This is a genomic window from Candidatus Protochlamydia sp. W-9, from assembly GCF_001950615.1.
GTDB lineage: Bacteria > Chlamydiota > Chlamydiia > Chlamydiales > Parachlamydiaceae > Protochlamydia > Protochlamydia amoebophila.
Genome location: NZ_BCPZ01000119.1, coordinates 1 through 19904, shown reverse-complemented (window position 1 = coordinate 19904; position 19904 = coordinate 1). Strand labels below are relative to the sequence as shown.

The 19904-nt window shown below is 33.3% G+C and carries 10 protein-coding genes and 1 pseudogene; 9 read left to right on the top strand and 2 right to left on the bottom strand.

What is annotated here, in order from left to right; translation table 11 throughout:
- Nucleotides 1–170: 170 nt before the first annotated feature.
- The 9 genes from BU804_RS03260 to uvrB all read left to right on the top strand — a co-directional run bounded on the left by BU804_RS03260 (nt 171) and on the right by uvrB (nt 18093).
- Nucleotides 171–1307 carry an FtsW/RodA/SpoVE family cell cycle protein gene (locus BU804_RS03260; protein ID WP_075882955.1) on the top strand — a complete coding sequence of 379 codons (1137 nt, stop codon included), beginning with the start codon at nt 171–173 and terminating at the stop codon, nt 1305–1307.
- 50 nt (nt 1308–1357) lie between these two features.
- On the top strand, nt 1358–1807 hold the full coding sequence (locus tag BU804_RS03255; protein ID WP_075882954.1) for a hypothetical protein: 450 nt from the start codon (nt 1358–1360) through the stop codon (nt 1805–1807).
- 218 nt (nt 1808–2025) lie between these two features.
- Complete coding sequence (locus BU804_RS03250; RefSeq protein WP_075882953.1) at nt 2026–3216, top strand: amino acid permease; 1191 nt, start codon at nt 2026–2028, stop codon at nt 3214–3216.
- A gap of 22 nt (nt 3217–3238) precedes the next feature.
- Nucleotides 3239–4438, top strand: a complete 1200-nt coding sequence (locus tag BU804_RS03245) for an amino acid permease (protein WP_075882952.1) — start codon at nt 3239–3241, stop codon at nt 4436–4438.
- Nucleotides 4439–4457: 19 nt separating this feature from the next.
- Nucleotides 4458–5519, top strand: a complete 1062-nt coding sequence (gene trpS, locus BU804_RS03240; protein ID WP_075882964.1) for a tryptophan--tRNA ligase — start codon at nt 4458–4460, stop codon at nt 5517–5519.
- A gap of 89 nt (nt 5520–5608) precedes the next feature.
- Nucleotides 5609–8095, top strand: a complete 2487-nt coding sequence (locus BU804_RS03235) for a tetratricopeptide repeat protein (RefSeq protein ID WP_075882951.1) — start codon at nt 5609–5611, stop codon at nt 8093–8095.
- 359 nt (nt 8096–8454) lie between these two features.
- Complete coding sequence (locus BU804_RS03230) at nt 8455–11871, top strand: hypothetical protein (RefSeq protein ID WP_075882950.1); 3417 nt, start codon at nt 8455–8457, stop codon at nt 11869–11871.
- 373 nt (nt 11872–12244) lie between these two features.
- Complete coding sequence (locus BU804_RS03225; RefSeq protein WP_075882949.1) at nt 12245–15835, top strand: tetratricopeptide repeat protein; 3591 nt, start codon at nt 12245–12247, stop codon at nt 15833–15835.
- A gap of 236 nt (nt 15836–16071) precedes the next feature.
- Nucleotides 16072–18093 (top strand): excinuclease ABC subunit UvrB, encoded by a 2022-nt coding sequence (gene uvrB / locus BU804_RS03220; protein ID WP_075882948.1) that lies wholly within the window; start codon nt 16072–16074, stop codon nt 18091–18093.
- 12 nt (nt 18094–18105) lie between these two features.
- On the opposite strand, the gene BU804_RS03215 is transcribed toward uvrB, so the two are convergent.
- Together BU804_RS03215 and BU804_RS11900 are read right to left on the bottom strand one after the other, a co-directional pair.
- A complete protein-coding gene (locus BU804_RS03215; RefSeq protein ID WP_075882947.1) occupies nt 18106–19179 on the bottom strand; it encodes a CPn0927/CPn0928 family alpha/beta hydrolase fold protein in 1074 nt (357 codons plus the stop codon).
- Nucleotides 19180–19789: 610 nt separating this feature from the next.
- Nucleotides 19790–19904, bottom strand: a pseudogene (locus BU804_RS11900) (IS982 family transposase); the annotation flags it as partial.

The following is a 19904-nucleotide window of genomic DNA, read 5'->3' as shown; positions in this document are numbered from 1 at the left end:
AATTCGGAATAAGCATTTTGATAGAATTAATTTTACTTAGAAAGCCAACAAATTTTCAAAAAATTATCTATATTTAATCTAGCATTTTATCATAATAAATGATTTGCCTTGTAGATTCACCTATTTTCATGGTATCTTACTATTTTACCGATTTATATAGTGATATTTAAATGTGGAGTCCTCGTTATCTTGCTCGATTAGACTTTAGGGTTATTCCCGTTATTTTAAGTCTGATGATTATCAGCTTGTTAGTTGTCTCATCTTATACAATTGACCCTTCAACAGATCATGCGGAAGAGTTATTTGTCACACCTATCGTAAAATCTCAATTTCAATGGTTCGCAATTGGAGTTGTTGTTTATTTCTTTTTTGCGGGCTTTGACTATCGTAAATTACGAGAATGGACCTGGATTTTATACGTTTTAGTATTAATTTCTTTAGTAGGACTTTTTTTTACTGATTCGATTCAAAAAGTGAATCGCTGGTATCGTATTCCTTTTATTAATATCAGTTTTCAGCCTTCAGAGTATGCAAAGTTTGTCGTTGTGATTACTTTAAGCTGGTTTTTAGAAAGACGTAGATCAGTCGCCGATTCTTGGGGAACTGCTTTTTATGCGTCGATTATCGTGGGAATTCCATTTATCCTCATTTTAAAACAACCTGATTTGGGAACTGCTTTAGTTTTATTTCCCATTACACTTGTGATGTTTTATTTTGGAGATTTAAGGCCTTCGATTATCAAAGCAATGACAATTTGCGGAGGATTGGGATTATGTCTTGTTGCAATGATTTTTTTAGGAGTTCTACCCCATGAAACATTGCGTCCTTATGCAACAAAAGTGCTAAAAGATTATCAATTCGATCGACTTGATCCTGCCACTCATCATCAAAAAGCGGCTGCTACTGCTATTGCGTTGGGGGGAATCACAGGAACGGGATGGAGAAAAAGTGAGTTTAGCGGTAGGGGGTGGCTTCCAGCCCCTTATACAGATTCTGTATTTCCAGCTTTCGGGGAAGAGTTTGGTTTGCTGGGATTGCTGTTATTAATGGCTCTTTACTACGCTTTGATTTATTTTAGTTTTCAAGTAAGTGCAGTTGCTAAAGATCCATTTGGGAGGCTTTTATCAGCAGGGGTGACTGTTTATTTAGCGATGCACATATTAGTCAATATTGGAATGATGTGTGGATTTCTTCCAATTACAGGGGTACCTCTTGTTTTGGTGACTTATGGTGGCTCTTCTATTCTTTCTACGATGATGGCTTTAGGAATTTTACAAAGTATTTATAGCCGAAGGTTTATGTTTTAATACATGATAACTGTTTGACTGACAAATTTATTTTTAATGTTAGAGGTTCAATGACTCAACCTGAATTTATTTTTACCCCAGGTTTATGGCTAGGAGAAGGGAAAATTACTTTTAGTGCTTCGCAAGAATTTATCAAATTTTATACGCGATGGCATATTATTCAAGAGTCAGTTGATTTCATTCGAGCTGTACAAATTGTTGAAATGCTAGGAATTGAAGAATCTGTGACTAATACCTTTGCGTTTTATAATATTCATCCTCATTCTTTTAAAATTTCATTTGAAAATGAATTCGCAGGAAAAGTAAACGGAAAAGGCTTGCGACAAGACAATACAGTTGCCTGGGAGTTTAAAGGAAATAATAATTTTGAAGGGTTTGAGGTTTATGAAAAGCAAGACAACGGAGATTATTTTTTACATGCTGAGTATGGATCCTCTAATCAATTTCGAACGATTATTGAAGGATTGATATGGTATAAGGGAGCAGTTTCAAATGGATAAAAAACAAACTTTTTGATAAAATTTTTCTAAATTCTAAAAAAATGTAGACATTTGTGATTTAATATAACGATAAAAAAAATTTTTCGATTCAATAATGCTGCTCTTATTTCATTTGTACACATTTTTTCCTTTCTTTTTCTTTGCTTGGCGTTAATGCCCATTCTTTTGCATTTCCCTCTTTTTTAAAGTAATCAATAAAAAACATAAACAAGGTAGATATGAAAACTTATGCAACCCAAAAGGGAAGTCTCCTAGGAGGAATCTTATTAGTGGCTGGTTGTTGCATTGGAGCTGGAATGTTAGGCTTACCAGTGTTGAGCGCAATGGCTGGTTTTATCCCTAGTGTCGCCATGTTTATGACTTGTTGGGCTTTTATGGTTTGCACAGGCCTTCTGTTGTTAGAAGTGAATTTATGGTTTGGCCAAGAAATTAGTATTATTACGATGGCAGAAAAAACTTTGGGAGAAGTAGGAAAAGGTGTGAGTTGGTTTGTTTTTCTTTTTCTTTTTTATTCGCTAATGGTGGCTTATGTGGCGGCAAGTGGATCTTTAGTTTCAGATTTAGTTGAACAAGGATTCAATCACTCTTTTCCCCAAGGGTTAGGGAGTATTTTGTTTTGCTTACTTTTTGGAGTACTCATTTATTTAGGTATTGGAGCTGTTGACTGGTTTAATCGATTTTTAATGATTGGGTTAATTTTGACTTATGTTTGTTTAATGATAACGGGAATCCCTTATATAGATACTTCTCTTTTAAAACATCAAGATTGGAATGCCGCGACTTTAGTTCTTCCAGCAGTTATTGTTTCATTTGGGTTTCATAATTTGATCCCTAGTTTAACAACCTATCTTAACAGCGATCGAAAAACTCTTTTAAAGGCTATCTTGATTGGAAGCGCCATTCCTTTAGTGATTTATTTAGCTTGGGAATGGTTGATTTTAGGATTGGTTCCTCTTGGAGAATTTAAAGAAGCTTTAGATAAAGGGGAAATAGCAACAGAAGCTTTAAAAGATGTGGTAGGAATTTCTTGGATTCTCGATGTTGCACAAGGTTTTGCTTTTTTTGCAATAGTCACTTCTTTTTTAAGCGTAGCTATTAGTTTTGTTGACTTTCTAGCAGATGGATTAAATATTCAAAAAACTACCGGAGGTAAAATGTTTTTAGCAGGGCTTGTACTAGTTCCTCCACTTATTTGTTCTATAGTTTACCCTATGATTTTTTTGTCGGCTTTAAATTATGCTGGAGGATTTGGAGCCGTGATTCTTTTTGGTATCTTGCCGGCTCTTATGGTTTGGAAAGGTCGTTATACAAAAAAGATTAACTTACCTCAAATTGTTCCCGGAGGGAAGCCACTTTTAATTGGCGTCATTCTATTTTCTCTATGGATTATGGCTCTTCAACTTATTTAATAAATACTCAGGATGTAGCGAAATGACCAATGATAAATATCGTTTATTAGGCGGTATTCTCCTTGTTGCTGGAACGACAATAGGAGCAGGGATGCTCGCTCTTCCAATTGTAACAGGATTTGCAGGGTTTATTCCTTCGATCGTTCTGTTTGTGATTTATTGGGTTTTTATGACTTTCACAGCCCTTTTGATGTTAGAGGTTAACTTATGGATGGGAGAGCATACTAATCTGATTACAATGGCTAAAAAAACGCTTGGAAGAGGTGGACAAGTAATTAGTTGGATGATTTACCTCTTCCTTTTATATACATTGACAACTGCGTATGTAGCGGGGGGAGGTCATATCATTGTTGATTTTGCAAGGCAAGTTACTGAATGGAATCTGCCAAGCTGGATAGGGCCTTTTCCTTTGTTGGGGATTTTTGGTTTTTTTGTTTATAAAGGAGCTCGTTCAGTCGATTATGTTAATCGAATTTTGATGGGCGGATTAGTTTTGACTTATGTTTGCATGGTCTTCTTTTTATCATCTCATATACAACCGATTTTTTTAAAACATCAAAGATGGGATGCGCTTTGGATTGCAGTCTCTATTGTGTCAACCTCATTTGGTTTTCATATTATTATTCCCACCCTGACTGACTATTTGAAACGAGATGTCAAGCAAATTAGAAGTGTCATTTTAATCGGCGGTGCAATCCCGCTTTTGATTTACGTTAGCTGGGAATTGCTAACACTTGGAATTATTCCATTGCAGGGAGAAAATGGGTTGTTAATGGGATATGAAAAAGGTTTAGATGGAGCCACTTTAATGAGTCAATTACTTGATCAAACTGAACTTTCTCTTTTAGCAAGGTTGTTTTCCCTTTTTGCCATTCTAACTTCATTTTTAGGGGTCTCATTGAGTTTGCGAGATTTTTTATCTGACGGATTGAAAATTCAAAAATCAAATAAAGGAAGATTTGTTCTTTATTTACTGACATTTATTCCTCCTCTTCTTCTAACTCTAACAGATCCACGGGCGTTTTTAAATGCCTTAGAATACGCTGGGGCATTTGGAGTTGTTAGCTTACTTGGCTTGATTCCTATTTTAATGGTTTGGCGTGGACGTTATCATTTAAAATTGCCTTCAACTTTTAAAGCTCCTGGAGGCAAAATAGCTTTAATCTTAGCATTTATTGTGTCATTAGGCGTGATTGGAATGGAAATTTTTAATAAAATTTAGGATAAACGGAATCTATCGTATGACAGAAAAAAAACGAATTTTAACAGGAGACCGTCCAACAGGTCTTCTTCATTTAGGACATTATGTTGGCTCCTTAAAAAATAGAATTGCTTTACAAGATAGTTATGAATGTTATTTTATTATTGCTGATCTTCACACGTTGACGACAAAACCTTCTAAAGAAGAAATTCTACAGGTTCGTGAAAATGTGCGGACAATGGTGATAGACTATTTAGCATGTGGAATTGATCCCAAGAAATCGACGATTTATCTTCAGTCCGCTATTCCTGCCGTTTATGAGATGAATTTAATTTTTGAGATGCTCATTTCACTTAATCGTTTAATAGGTTTGCCAAGTCTCAAAGAAATGGCTCGAAATGCTCATCTAGATAATGACAATATGCCATTTGGTCTTATTGGTTACCCTATATTGCAAACAGCCGATATTTTAATGCCAAAGGCTCATTTAGTTCCCGTTGGGAAAGATAACGAAGCTCACATTGAGCTTGCGCGTGATATAGCGAGACGCTTTAATCAACTCTATGGAGATGTCTTTCCTTTACCTGAAGTGTTATTAAGTCAAACTCCTACTCTTGTAGGAACAGATGGTAAAGGGAAAATGAGCAAATCGGCAGGAAATACAATTTTCCTGGCAGATGATGCAAAGACTGTTGAGAAAAAAATTAGGGGAATGTTTACAGACCCGAATCGCATTCGCGCAGATATGCCAGGAACAGTAGAAGGCAATCCTGTCTTTATTTATCATGCATTGTTTAACTGTCGGCAAGATGAAATTGAAGATCTTAAGAAACGGTATCGAGAAGGGCGGGTAGGAGATGTAGAAGTGAAAGAAAAATTGATTATTGCGATTAATGAATTTTTAGATCCGATTCGCGAAAAACGGAAAATTTTTGAAGAAGATAAGGGACTTGTTGAAGAAATTATTTATGAAGGAACAGAAAAAATGCATGACATTTCTCAAGCGACAATCAAAGAAATGCGAAGTGCGATGGGGTTGATGGGTACTTGGAATAAAATCTCTCGTGTGGCCAGGGATCGGAAAAAAAAGCTTCAAGGATAACTAAATAAATCTTAATAAATTATTAATTTGATTAATTATTTGTTAATAAATTAAATTTACTTTCTTATATCAATAATTTAAGGGGCCTTATGCCAGCAGAGTTTATTAATGATCGTAGCCAATTATTAAAGGTTTCATTTTTACAATTAGAAAATAGTAACAATCTCCTAAAAAAAACTCATCAGGGCCATACTTACGTTAAGATAGGGGAAACTAAAACTAATTCTTCGGCATGGATGCGTGTAGCCTATGTCATCAAGGGAATAGCTACTATGGTTTTTGCTTGTTTCCTTCTTCCTTTATTATTACCCTCTTTCCGCTCTTCTTTAAGCCATTCCTGGAGAATAGCTTGTAAAGGCCATATAAATATAAATGTTTATTTAAAAAAAGCTTTATTAACCTCTTCTACAATAAATGAATCTTCCTCTAAGGTAGCTATTTTAACCCAAGAAGCAAGGACACTCAAAGAACAAGGAAGATATTTTGAAGCAGCTCTTTTTTATCAAAAATCTTTAGAGGTGAATCCTAAAGATGCTCCTTTGCGAGTTGAATATGCGGAGGTATTAAAAAAGCAAGGTATAGGAGCAAAAAATTTACTACGGAAGTTATATAGAGAAGGACTAAAGCTTGCGCCTAACAATACGATCATTCTTTTCAATCATGTTAAATTTGATGTTGCAGATAAAGAAGCTGAAAGAGATTACAAACAAGCACTTGAAACAAATCTTGACAACACAGAATTAAGAATTGCGTATGCAAAGTTGCTAATAAAACGCTATGAAGATTCAAAATCTGATTTGCTAGACGATGGCGATAGCTTGAAGAATGAGGTGCATAATATTTATAAAGAGGGTTTAAAAAAACAACCGAAGCACCCACTTCTACTTCTGAAATATGCAAAATTTTTGATAAAGCATTTAAATCAAATTCAAGAAGCAGAGGATTGTTATGAAAACGCACAAATCGATTCTAGCAATATTGACTTTCACATGAGTTATGCAGATATATTAGGTGCAAAAAATCCGATCAAACCTCAAATGATTTATCAAAAATGTTTACAGCAATATCCGCACCATGCGTTTTTACTCTTAAAATTTGCAGAATTTTTGGAAAAATTCTGTTGGGTAGCCAGTGAGGACATAATAGCTTACGGTGAAACAGCATTAGAAAAGAGCCCAGATTCCGTAGAAGTTCACTTACGTTTTGGAGATTTATTATCTCGATTAGACCCAATAAAAGCTCAAGCCATTTATCAAAAAGCTTTAGCAATAGATCCCAATAACGCTAAACTACGCATACAGTATGTAAATTTTATTTGGGATAGTAACAGAGAAGAAGCGCTTTTAATTTTGGAAGAAGGCTTAGATTTGCAACCTTGCGATGAAATTCTTTTGGACGACTATGAAAATAAATGCAAACAATTGCAAAAATCCCAGATGGCTTTTGAAAGATTTCAAAAAGCGCTAAAAGTCGATCCTGATAATAATAAGCTTTTCTTCAAATTTATTGATTACTTTACCAATTACGATTATGTAGATGAAAGTCAAAAGATTACAACGTTTGAAAAATTCATCCAAAAACAGCCGGAAAATCCGCTAATTTTATGCCTATACGGATATTTCTTAATCGATAAAAGTCGCCAAAATAGTGTCGCCGACGAAAATATGCAAAATTTAGGTTTTAGTCAATTAGAAAATGCCCTCAAATTAGCTCCAATGAATATAACTCTCATACTCATTTACACTCAGGCATTACAAGTGTTGGGAAAATATGAGGAAGCAGCAGCGCAATATCAGAAAATAATAGATTTAGATTTTTTTCTTACTAATGAAATGCGATTAAAATATTTTGAAATTTTAAGAAAGTTGAATCAAGAAAGTAAGATTGAAGTCTGTTATCAAACAATTTTACAAAACCATTTCGAACTCTCCCTTCAGGAAGAATACATTAAATGGTTAATCCTCCAAGATCGAATGCAAGATGCGCTGAATGAACTGGAAAAAACTTTAAATTACCAAATACGGTATGACAAGTATATGCCCCTATTAAGTGATATTCTAAGTAATAGAGCTAGAATCACACGAGAAGAATTCAATGAAACATGTGAAAATTATTTATTAAGAAAAATAGTAGAGCAACCACAAAATGCTATTTTAAAATGGTTTTTAGCGCGCTTTTTAGAAGAAAAAAATCAATTTAATACAGCAATTGAACAATACAAAGAAATTTTAAAATTACATCCTCACCTTTCAAAAATTCAAGCTAAATATGTAGAGCTTTTAGAAAAGAATGAAAGCTGGGATGATTTAGAAACATATGCAGAAAGTTTGGATCAGAACCGAGTTCAAGATGCTCAGATTCTGTATCTGATTAAGGATATTTTTAAATATGCAAATGAGGTTCCAAAAGTAATTCGATTATCTGAAAGAATGTTGCCTATTCTATCGGATGATCAATTAGAAATTTATGAAAATTTTCTTCGAGATGATGCCCATGACCAAAATGCTTTGGAAAAATTTTATGAATTCAAAAATAAAAAAACAGATTTACTAGCCAATGCAGCAGAATTATCCTAATTCAAGTTTTGATTAGCATACAAAAGTAAGCAATTTTCACATTGCCTACTTTTGAACTTCAAAACCATCTCAAATTCATTAACTAATGAATGCATGCTTTATTTTTCTGCTTAAATTTTTTTCTATTGCTAGAATTACCCAAATAAATAGGTAAAGAACCTATAAAACAAAAGCTTACTTTTTCCATTACAGATAAACTTGAGTTGGGTAACTGATAAGAAAGGTAAAAAACAAAATTACTCTTAGTTTACAAAAAAGCTAAAAAATCTAATTATCAATCTTAATAAATTATTAATTTGATTAATAATTTAGACTTAAAATAAACTTCCTATTTTATCTTAATAGTTTAAGGATATTTTATGCCAGCCAAGTTTATTAATGATCGTAGCCAATTATTAAATCTTCCATACTCACCATTAGAAAATAAAGGCAATCTCCCAACAAAAGTTCATGAAGGTCATACGTATGTCAAAATAGGGAAAATCAAAACCAATTCTACCACATGGGTGCGCGTAGCTTATGCCATTAAGGGAATTATCACCCTGGCTTTTGCTTGTCTATTACTTCCTTTATTATTTCCTTCTTTTCGTTCTTCTTTAAACCATTCTTGGAATCAAGTTTGGAATAGTTCTAAAAATACCAGCATTTATTTAAAAGAAATCTTATTATCTACAACTGAAAGTAGTGGATCTTCACAAATTGGTGGACTCAATAAGGCTAAATCAACAACTGACCTTCCTGTGACGGATGTGCCTTCTTCTAACGCGACCATTTCAATTCAAGAAGCAAGGAAACTTAAAGAGCAAGGAAGGTATTTCGAGACTGCTATTTTCTATCAAAAATTTTTAGAAGGAAATCCTAAAGATGCTCCTTTGCGAGTTGAATATGCGGAGGTATTGAAAAAACAAGGTGAAGAACACACAAAAGAATTGCGAAAGCTGTATGAAGAAGGGCTAAATCTTTTACCTAATGATATGACCGTTCTTTTCAATCATGCTAAATTTAACATTAAAGATGAAGAGGCGGAAAGAGATTACAAAAAAGCTTTAGAAAAAAATTTTGACAATGTAGAGGTAAGAGTTACTTATGCAAAATTATTAATAAAACGCTATGAAGATACCAAATCTGATTTGCTAGATGGTGGAGAGAGTATTAAAGAAGAAGTACTCGATATTTACAAAACAGGCTTGCAGCGGCAACCGAAGCATCCACTTCTGCTTTTAAAATATGCAGAATTTTTGATAAAGCATTTAAAACAAACTCAAGAAGCGGTGGACTGTTATCAAAACGCACAAATCGATTCTAGCAATATCGACTTTCATATGAGTTATGCAAATATATTGCCTGAATATCTTCAAGAAATGGCTCAAGAGATTTATCAAAGATGTCTGGACCAACAACCAAGTAACGCGCTTTTACTTTTGAGTTATGCGAAGTTTTTGCGAGATTATGTTCAGGATATAAATGTTGATGAAATATTATTTTATGGTGAACGAGCATTAGCGATTAGCCCAAACTCTGTAGAAGTTTATATTCGTTATGGAAATTTATTATCTTCTATAGACCCTGCAAAATCTCTCTTTGTTTTGGAAAAAGGCTTAGATTTGCAACCCTGTGATCAAACTCTCTTAAAAAACTATGAAAATGCTTGTCAGAAATTGAATTACCCTGAAAAGGCAGCTGAAAGGTACCAAAGAGCATTTGGAATCGATTCAGATAATAATAAGTTTTTTTTCAAATTTATCAAGTTTATAGATGAAAATCAAAGGCTTGTATTAATTGAAAAACTCGTCCAAAGACAGCCGGAAAATCCACCAATTTTATCCCTATACGGAGGTTTTTTAATCGGGAAAAGCCGCCAAAGTACTGCCATCAACGAAAAAATGCAAAACTTAGGTCTCAGTCAACTTAAAAATGCTCTCAAATTGGCGCCGACAAACCTAGATGTGGTATTGTTTTATGCGGAAATATTACAACAGATAGAAAGATATGAGGAAGCAGCAGAGCAATGCCAGAGGATAATAGATTTGGATCTTTCTCTTACTGATATAATGCGTGCAAAGTATTTTGAAATTTTAAAAAAATTAAATCAGAAAAGCAAGATTGAAGTGTATTATCAAAGGTTTTTAAAAAAACATTCTGATCTTTCTCTTCATGAAGAGTATATTAAATGGTTAATTTGCCAAAATCGAATGCAAGATGCGTTGAATGAACTGGAAAAAACTTTAAACTATCAAATGCAGTATGATAAGTATATACATCTATTAACCAATATTCTAAGTAATAGGGGGAAGATAGCGGAAGAAGAATTCAATGAAACATGTGAAAATTATTTATTAGGAAAAATAGCAGAGCAGCCACAAAAAACCATTTTAAAATGGTTTTTAGCGCGCTTTTTAGAAGAAAAAAATCAGATTGATAAAGCGGTGGAGGAATACAAAGAAATTTTAAAATTACATCCCCACCTTTCAAAAATTCAAACTAAATATGTGGAGCTTCTAGAAAAGAATGAAAGCTGGGATGATTTAGAAGTATATGCAGAAAGTTTAGATCAAAATCATTCTCAAGACGCTTGTATGATTGTTCAAATCATCAACATTTTTAAAGATGAAGATGAATTTGAAAGGGTGATTCGCTTATATGAAAAAATATTACTTATTCTATCGAATGCTCAGTTAAATGATTATGAAAATTTTCTCTATAGAATTCACGATGATAGAACCACCCTTGAAGCATTGCATGAATTTAAATGCAAAAAATATCCGACGATAGAAAATTTGGAAAGTTACGGATGTTTTCTAATTGATAGACAACCTGAGAAACGAATAGCTGAAATTTATTTAAGATTATTACGAACTAATGCTGAAAGCATGCAGAGTAAAAGTCTTCGAAAAAATTATTTTTCTGTTTTAGAAAAATTGAATCAACACGATAAAATTCGAAAATTTTTTGAGGATTTATGTCAAACATATCCTACAATTGACAATCTGGAGCACTATATTGATTATTTAACAAAACAACCTAATTTTGATGAACGCAAGTTTGCTCAACTTCAAAATAAGCTGCTTGACTGTTACAAAGAAAAATTAATTGATTCCAGTGTTCGAGAAAATTACTCAAAATATTTTCAAATAAGGCAAAACTATCTTAGTTTGTTAACTAGAACTGGACAGCAAACTCAACTCTATGATTATTTTGAAAATGAAAATAGATACTATGAACACAAGTATACTACTCAACCACAATTATTAAAAGATTACGGATTAATGCTCGCTGACTGGTCAGCGCATATAAAAGAAGAGAAAAAGCAGCTTTCATTAATTCAAAAATCGGTTGATTTATTAGCCAAGGCTCTAGAAAAAGCAGATGCGCAGCTCTATTTAGATTTAAAAAATATCTTTCTAGAACAATTATTAAAATTAAATCAATTAGATAAAATAGAAAACTTTTACCGTAAAGGACTAGCATTAAATCCTCATTCCATTTCCTTGCGATCGCACTATGCGAAATATTTAAAAGACAACCAAAATTTTGAAAGAGCTTTGACTGAATTTCTTTTAATTATTGAAAAAGTAAAAGCATCTAGAGACGTATGGGATATATCTATTTATTATCTGGAGGCTGCTCATACGTTAGAGCAGCTAAATAGAATTGAAGAGGCGGCTTCCTACTATAAAAAATATGGGGAACTTTCTCCATATCATAAAGATCGAAAATATCAGGAATTTAAAAAGCAAAAACCAGATTTGCTAGCTAATGCGGCAGATTTACCCTAATTCAAATTTTGATCAACGTTCAAAAGTAGGCAATTAGAGAATTGCTTACTTTTGAAATTCAAAACTACCTCAAATCTATCAACTGATGAATACATCCTTTATTTTTTCTGCTTAAAGTTTTCTTTCTATTGCTAGAAACATCGAAACAAATATCTAAAGAATTTATAAAATCCAACCAACTTTTTTTAATTACGGACAAACTGGAGTCGTATAACTAATAAGAAAGAAGAGGTTGAAGTAAAATTTCTTATGTCGCAAGAGATCAAAAAAACTTAAAGAATGTAAATATAAAAAATTAATATTTTTTTTATTTTGATTAATAAATTATTTATAAATTAAAATATTATTTTTATTAATATTTTAAGGATATTTTATGCCTGCTGAGTTTATTAATAATCTTAGTCATTTATTGAAATTTACATTCGAGCCAATAGAAACGGCAGTCATTTCTCCAAAAAAAACTCATGAAGGCCATACATATGTTAAAATAGGGGAAACCAAAACCAATTCTTCCACATGGGTGCGTGTAGCCTATGCCATCAAGGGAATTGCCGCTATGGCTTTTGCTTGTCTATTGATACCTTTATTATTTCCTTCTTTTCGTTTTTATTTAAGCCATTCCTGGAGTCAATTTTGGAATAGTTCTAAAAATACCAATATTTATTTGAAAGACACGAGTAGATCTTCACACGTTAGTGGGTTTAATGGTGTTAATCGAGCAACATCGCTATATCTTCCTTTTTTGGGCACAAACATTTTAGTGCAAGAAGCAAAGAAACTTGAAAAGCAAGGAAGATATTTTGAAGCAGGTCTTTTCTATCAAAAATGTCTAGAAATTGATCCTAAAAATGCTTTTTTGCGAGTTGAATATGCGGAAGTATTAAAAAAACAAGGTGAAGAACACACAAAAGAATTGCGAAAGTTATATGAAGAAGGAATAAAGCTTGCACCTAACAGTAAAACCCTCCTTTTCAATCATACTAAATTTGATGTTGAAGATAAAGAGGCGGAAAGAGATTACAAAAAAGCTTTAGAAAAAAATCCTGACAATGTAGATCTGCGAATTGCGTATGCAAAGTTGTTAATAAAACGCTATAAAAATTCAAAATCTATTTTGCTAGATGATGGAGAAAGGATTAGAGATGAAGTACTCGATATTTACAAAATAGGCTTACAACGGCAGCCGTATCATCCACTTCTGCTTTTAAAATATGCGAAATTTTTGATAATGCATTTAAATCAAACTCAAGAAGCGGTGGACGAGTACCAAAACGCACAAGTCGATTCTAGCAACATCGACTTCCACACGAGTTATGCAAATATATTGCCTGGATATCTTCAAGAAATGGCTCAAGAAATTTATCAAAGATGTCTGGACCAACAGCCAAATAATGTGCATTTACTTTTAAGTTATGCAGAATTTTTGCAAAATCAATTTTGGCATGCAAATAATGATAAAATAATATTTTATGGTGAACGAGCATTAGCGATTAGTCCAGACTCTGTAGAAGTTTATTTTCGTTATGGAAATTTATTATCCGCAATCGACCCGGCAAAAGCTCAAGTCATTTATCAAGCAGGTTTAGACTTACAACCTGACAATTTAAAGCTTCTTGGTAAATCCTTCCATGTTGAGACAGAAAATGCACTTAATGAATCTATCCATCGTTATCAAAAAGGTTTAGCAGTAAATCCTAAAAATACAGAACTTCGCATCGCTGTATATTCTCATTTAGCTCGGAGAACGAATCAACAAAAAATTCTCCATTTTTTGGAAGAAGGTTTGGATTTGCAACCGTGCGATCAAACTCTTTTAGAAGAGTATAAATTTGCTTGCGATCAATTACAACAGCCTGAAAAAGCTATTGAAAGATATCAAAGAGCATTTGAAATTGATTCAGATAATCATTATTTTCTCATGGAAATTATCCAAAATTCAGATGAAAACCAACAAGTAAAGTTAATTGAAAAAGCCATCGAAAGACAACCAGACAATCCACAAAACTTAATCACTTATGGATATTTATTATATGCCAAAATTCAACAAGCAAATGTCATTGACGAAAAACTAATAAACTTATGCCTTAGTCAATTTAAAAAAGCTGCCAAATTAGCGCCGACAAACGGATGTTTAAGAACGAAATATGCTCAAGCTTTATTCTACTTTGAAAAAACCAGTGAGGCTGTTGAACAATATAAAAGGATGATCAATTTAGGCATACCTCTTTCTAGAGAAAGCCGAGCAAAATACATTAAAGCTTTAGAAAAGTTGAAGCTAGAAAAGGAGATTGAAATTTATTATCGAACTTTTTTACAAAATCATCCCAACTTTTTTCTTCACGAAGAATATATTGAATGGTTAACTTGCCAAGATCGAATGCAAGATGCGTTGAATGAACTGGAAAAAACTTTAAATTATCAAATACAGTATGACAAGTATATGTATTTACTACACCATATTTTAAAAAATAATGGCAGGATAAGCCGAGAAGAAATAGATGAAACATGTGAAAATTATTTATTAGGAAAAATAGCAGAGCAACCACAAAATGTCATTTTAAAATGGTTTTTAGCACGCTTTTTAGAAGAAAAAAAACAATATAATACAGCAATTGAACAATACAAAGAAATTTTAAAATTGCATCCTCACCTTTCAAAAATCCAAGCTAAATATGTGGACCTTTTAGAAAAGAATGAAAGTTGGGATGGTTTAGAAACGTATGCAGAAAGTTTAGATCAAAATCATTCTCAAGATACTGGCACGATTTTTCGAATCATTGGTATTTTAAAATATGAAAATGAGATAGAAAGGGTGATCCGATTATACGAAAAAGTGCGGCCTATTCTATCGAATGCTCAGTTAGAAGACTATGAAGATTGTCTCTTAAGAGACGATAATAGAACCGTTGCTGTTGAAGCCTTGCACGAATTTAAATGTAAAAAATATCCTTCTGTAGAGAATTTTCAATCTTATGGAACTTTTTTATATACTTCAGACAAATCAGATGAGGAAAAGGCTAATATTTATTTCAGATTACTCTCCGCCTCTGATGAATGCATGCAAAGTGGCATAAAAAATTTATATATTGAGATACTACAAAAGCTTAATAAACAAAAAGATCTTCAAAACTTTTTAGAAAGACTTTGCAAGAAATACCCTACAATAGACTCTTTAGAATATTATATGGATTATTTAAGAGATTGGGCTAATCCTGATGAACACAAGTTTACCCAAATTCAAAAAACTCTTATTGAGCTTTACAAAATAGAATTGGATAACTCCAATATGCGAGCCAATTATTTAGAACATTCTGGTTTACGAAGTAGATATTTTAATTTGCTAAGCATAACAGGACAAGAAGATAAAATTTGTAATTATTTTAAAAACGAAGATGAATATTATCAACATGCCTATCTAACTCAACCGCAACTAATAAAAAGTTATGGTTTAATGCTCAATGACTGGTCAAAATATTTAAAAGAAGAAGAACAATTTTTCTTAATTCAAAAATCCGCGGATTTATTAGCTCAAGCCCTGGAAAAAGCAGATGCGCAACTTTATTTAGATTTAAAAAATATTTTTCCCAACCAATTACTAAAATTAAATAAATTAAACGAAATCGAAGCTTTTTACCAAAAAGGATTAGTGTTAAACCCGGATTCTATTTCCATGCGATTGGATTATGCGAAATATTTAAAAAACAGACACAACTTTGAAAAATCTTTGGATGAATTTCTTTTAATTATTGAAAAAGAAAAAGCATCTTGGACCTGGTATGCTACGAATATATCTACTTACTATCTAGAGGCTGCTCATATATTAGATCAATTAAATAGATTGGGCGAGGCAGCGTCCTATTATAAGAAGTATGAAAAGCTTTCTCGACATCAAACAGATGAAAAATATCAGGAATTTAAAAGAAAACAATCAAATTTACTTGATTGTGCAGTAGATTTACCTTAATTCAAATTTTATTCATCGTGCAAAAGTAGGCAATTAGAGAGAATTGCTTACTTTTGAATTTGAAAATGCCTTAAATTTATTGTCTAATAAATAATTCTTTTATTTTCCCATTTAAAGTTTCTTTCTGTTGATTTTATCAAGAGAGTATAGAAATATCGAATTAGATATTTTTACTTATTTTAGAAATATCTCTAATTTTTTAGAGAAGGGTCCAAGCATAGATATTTAAGGAAATTATGAACCCAAGCCAACTTTTTCAATTACACACAGAATTTGAACCTTGCGGAGATCAACCAGAAGCCATTAATCAATTAGTGGCAAGCATTTTGCAAAACAAACGTTCGCAAGTTCTTTTGGGAATTACAGGGTCTGGAAAAACGTTTACGATGGCGAATGTGATTGCCAAGGTACAACGTCCAACATTAATTTTGGCTCATAATAAAACTTTAGCAGCTCAACTTTATCAAGAATTTAAAACTTTTTTTCCTCACAATGCGGTAGAGTATTTTGTTTCTTATTATGACTATTATCAACCGGAAGCTTACGTTCCTCGGACAGATACCTATATAGAAAAAGATATGTCGATTAATGACAAAATAGACAAAATGCGTTTAAGTGCGACACGTTCGCTCCTTGAGCGTTCCGACGTAATTATTGTTTCTTCAGTTTCATGCATTTATGGTTTGGGCTCTCCGGAGTATTATCGAGGAATGAATTTGACACTTTCTCAAGGCCAAATGCGGCGACGGGATGATATTTTACTCCATTTAGTAGAAATGCAATATAAAAGAAATGACTTCGAATTTATTCGATCAACGTTTCGTGTGAGAGGTGATGTACTAGATATTTTTCCAGCTTATGAAGAAGATTTAGCCATTCGAGTTGAAATGTTTGGGGATGAGATTGAGCAGATCAGCGAAATCGACCCATTGACAGGTAAAGTTAAACGACGCATCGCTTCTATTACTATTTATCCGAGTTCTCACCACGTCACGCCTGAAGAAATTCGATTAAAAGCGATGGAAACTATTCGAGCAGAACTTGATGAGCGAAGGCAATTTTATGAAACGGAAAAAAAATATTTAGAGTTAGAGCGAATTCAGCAACGGACAATGTATGATCTAGAAATGTTAAAAGAAGTGGGAACTTGTAAAGGAATCGAAAATTATTCTCGCCATTTTAGCATGCGTCAGCCAGGTGCGCCACCCCCGTGTTTATTAGATTATTTTCCCTCAGATTATTTACTAGTTATTGATGAATCTCACCAAACACTTCCTCAGGTCCATGCGATGTTTAATGGAGATCGCGCACGGAAGCAAACTTTGGTCGATTTTGGATTTCGGTTACCTTCTGCTTTTGATAATCGACCTTTGCGCTTTGAAGAGGTTTACGGACGGATTCATCAAGTTGTTTATGTTTCTGCAACACCCGGTGCTTGGGAAGTTCAAGAAGCTGGAGGGGAGATCGTCGAACAATTAATTCGACCGACAGGTCTTTTAGATCCCATCATTGAAATACGCCCTGCATCTGGTCAGGTAGACGATTGTTTAGCAGAAATCCGTTCTCATGTCAGCAAGGGAGGACGTGTTTTACTCACCACACTTACAAAAAAGCTTTCGGAAGAATTGACGACTTATCTCAATGATTTAAACGTGAAAGCTAAATATCTTCATTCGGATATTGATACAATTGAACGTGTACAAATTATTCGAGATTTGCGTTTAGGGGTATTCGATGTTTTAGTAGGAATCAATCTTTTAAGAGAAGGATTGGATATTCCTGAAGTTTCTCTTGTGGCTATTTTAGATGCCGATAAAGAGGGATTTTTGCGCAGTGAAACTTCTTTAATTCAAACTTGCGGTCGAGCGGCGCGAAATGCAGAAGGCCGGGTGATTATGTATGCTGACAAAATCACTAAATCTATTAAACGAACTCTAGAAATCACAGAATCTAGGCGTGTTCTACAAATGCTTTATAATGAGCAGCATGGCATTACGCCCCGAACGGTGAAACGGGAAATTTCTGTCTTAATGGAATCTGAAGAAGATCAAGTCACTCATCCAACCAAACTGGAAGAAGAAATTTTTAAAGCAGCAGAAGAAGTGCATCATTATTTAACCTTGGACGAAGTGCGCTTAAAAATTAAAGAATGCGAAAAAGAAATGAAAAAAGCGGCCAAAGAATTTCGATTTGAAGAAGCCGCAGATTGGCGAGATCAGATGCGGCGTTATCAACAAATCGAATTAACATTGGCCTGATTGGCTCAAAGTTTAAGCAAGCATTTGGTTAATACTATTTGCTAAATATTGAAGCTCAGTTAGTTCTTTATTGTGCGATTCAGGGACACCAATAATACGTTTCTTACTTATTGAGCACCCTTGATCCAATAAGACTTTAGCTAATGTTGCATTTTCAGGGATGATTCCATCGTGGATAATTTTTGAACTATTCGTCAATTCTTGATAACTAGCGACAGAGGCTGTTTGTAGAATAATTTCGGGAGCTTGTAATGCTTTAGAGGACTCTACACAATCAATATTCCATCCTATGACTTTCACTAAAAGCCCCAAGACTTTATTGGTAATGAGGCTAGCAGTAGTTGCTAAATCAGAAAAGGTTCGACTTTTTACCCAGACATATTTTATGCCTGATTTTAATACATGGCGTTTCAAGGCTTCTGCTTGAACTCCCGCTCCAATCGAATGTCCATATCCAATAATTTCTTTGGCTGCTATTCCTTTTTCTTGATCTTCTAAAAAATGTAAGAGTGCTTGATAAGCTTTTGTCATGGCATTTTTATTAGGTAAATTTGAGCTAGCACCGACTCCCGGATAGTTAAAAAAGATGGCGTTACCATTAATTTGAACAAGAAGTTTTTTGAAGTGTCCATCATGCAAGTTAGATTCATAAAATTCTGCATTTCCGTTAGAAACGAGCACCCATCTTCCGTTATCCAACGTTTCTTTTTGACCCATGATCATGGCATCAATCTGATAGCCATCGACTTTGATTGTTAAACGTTTATATTTCCATGAACTTTGGAGAACAACGGTCATTCTTGCATTATGAGCATAATTTTCTGAATATCCATGTAAAGTAGGAGAAGAGGCGGGAAGTAAGGCTATTTTACCGGCGATAATATGCATGATAGTAAAGGGAAAAACAATCAATGAAAAAATGTCTTTAATAATTCGAATAATTTTATGTTCCGTATTCCATCGATAAGTGGTAGACAAAGCGTGAGGGAAATTAAAGTCTTCCGTAGTAGATGTTATGTAGTCACTGTGATCATAAAATGCTTGGTTTCCTGTTAGTCTAGCTTGAAAAGAGATGGACTCATTCATTTTGTTATGCCTCTTTAATTATTTTTAACAAATTTTATATAATAAATCGAATTAAAATTAAAAAATAATATGAAAAATTATTAAACCTTTTAATAATATTTAATTTTTTTAATTTTAATAATAGTGCTTGTTAATTGACTACCTAGTTTTGCCGATTTTTCGAGAGTTTTGATATACAAATAACCTTATGAAAATCCAACTGCAAATAAGTTATCGACCCCTGCTATATTAACAGTGATTTGCAATCGAAAAGTAAGACTCTAAAAAATTTGATTTTGCCTCCAAGCTACACATCCTTTTTGCTCATTAAACCAATGGAAAATGAGCTTAATGCTTAAATTTGTTTGACTTTTTTTAGAGATGATAAATTTGTTAAAGTTTTTATTTTATCTCCCTCATAGGATACAAGATATTGACCGACATATGGGAGAAGTAAATCTAAGAGTAGGAGTGGAAATTGATGGGCAATTTCAAAGCTTAATAAATCTTGTAGAATTTCAGTCTTTGTTTCCTTAGCAAATGACATCGCTTGTTTATTAGATGTTCATTTTGCAAAACATAAGAGTTAATATATGCGTTATTGAACACTATTAACCTGAATTTTGGGTTTTTAGGCAGCCATTAACAATAAGCGATGCTGCTCTGCTAAGTTTATCGATGGCTTTTTAGGTTGGTGAGTATAAGCAATAATCCCAGCTAATAGATTAATTAAAAAATTTCCGGCA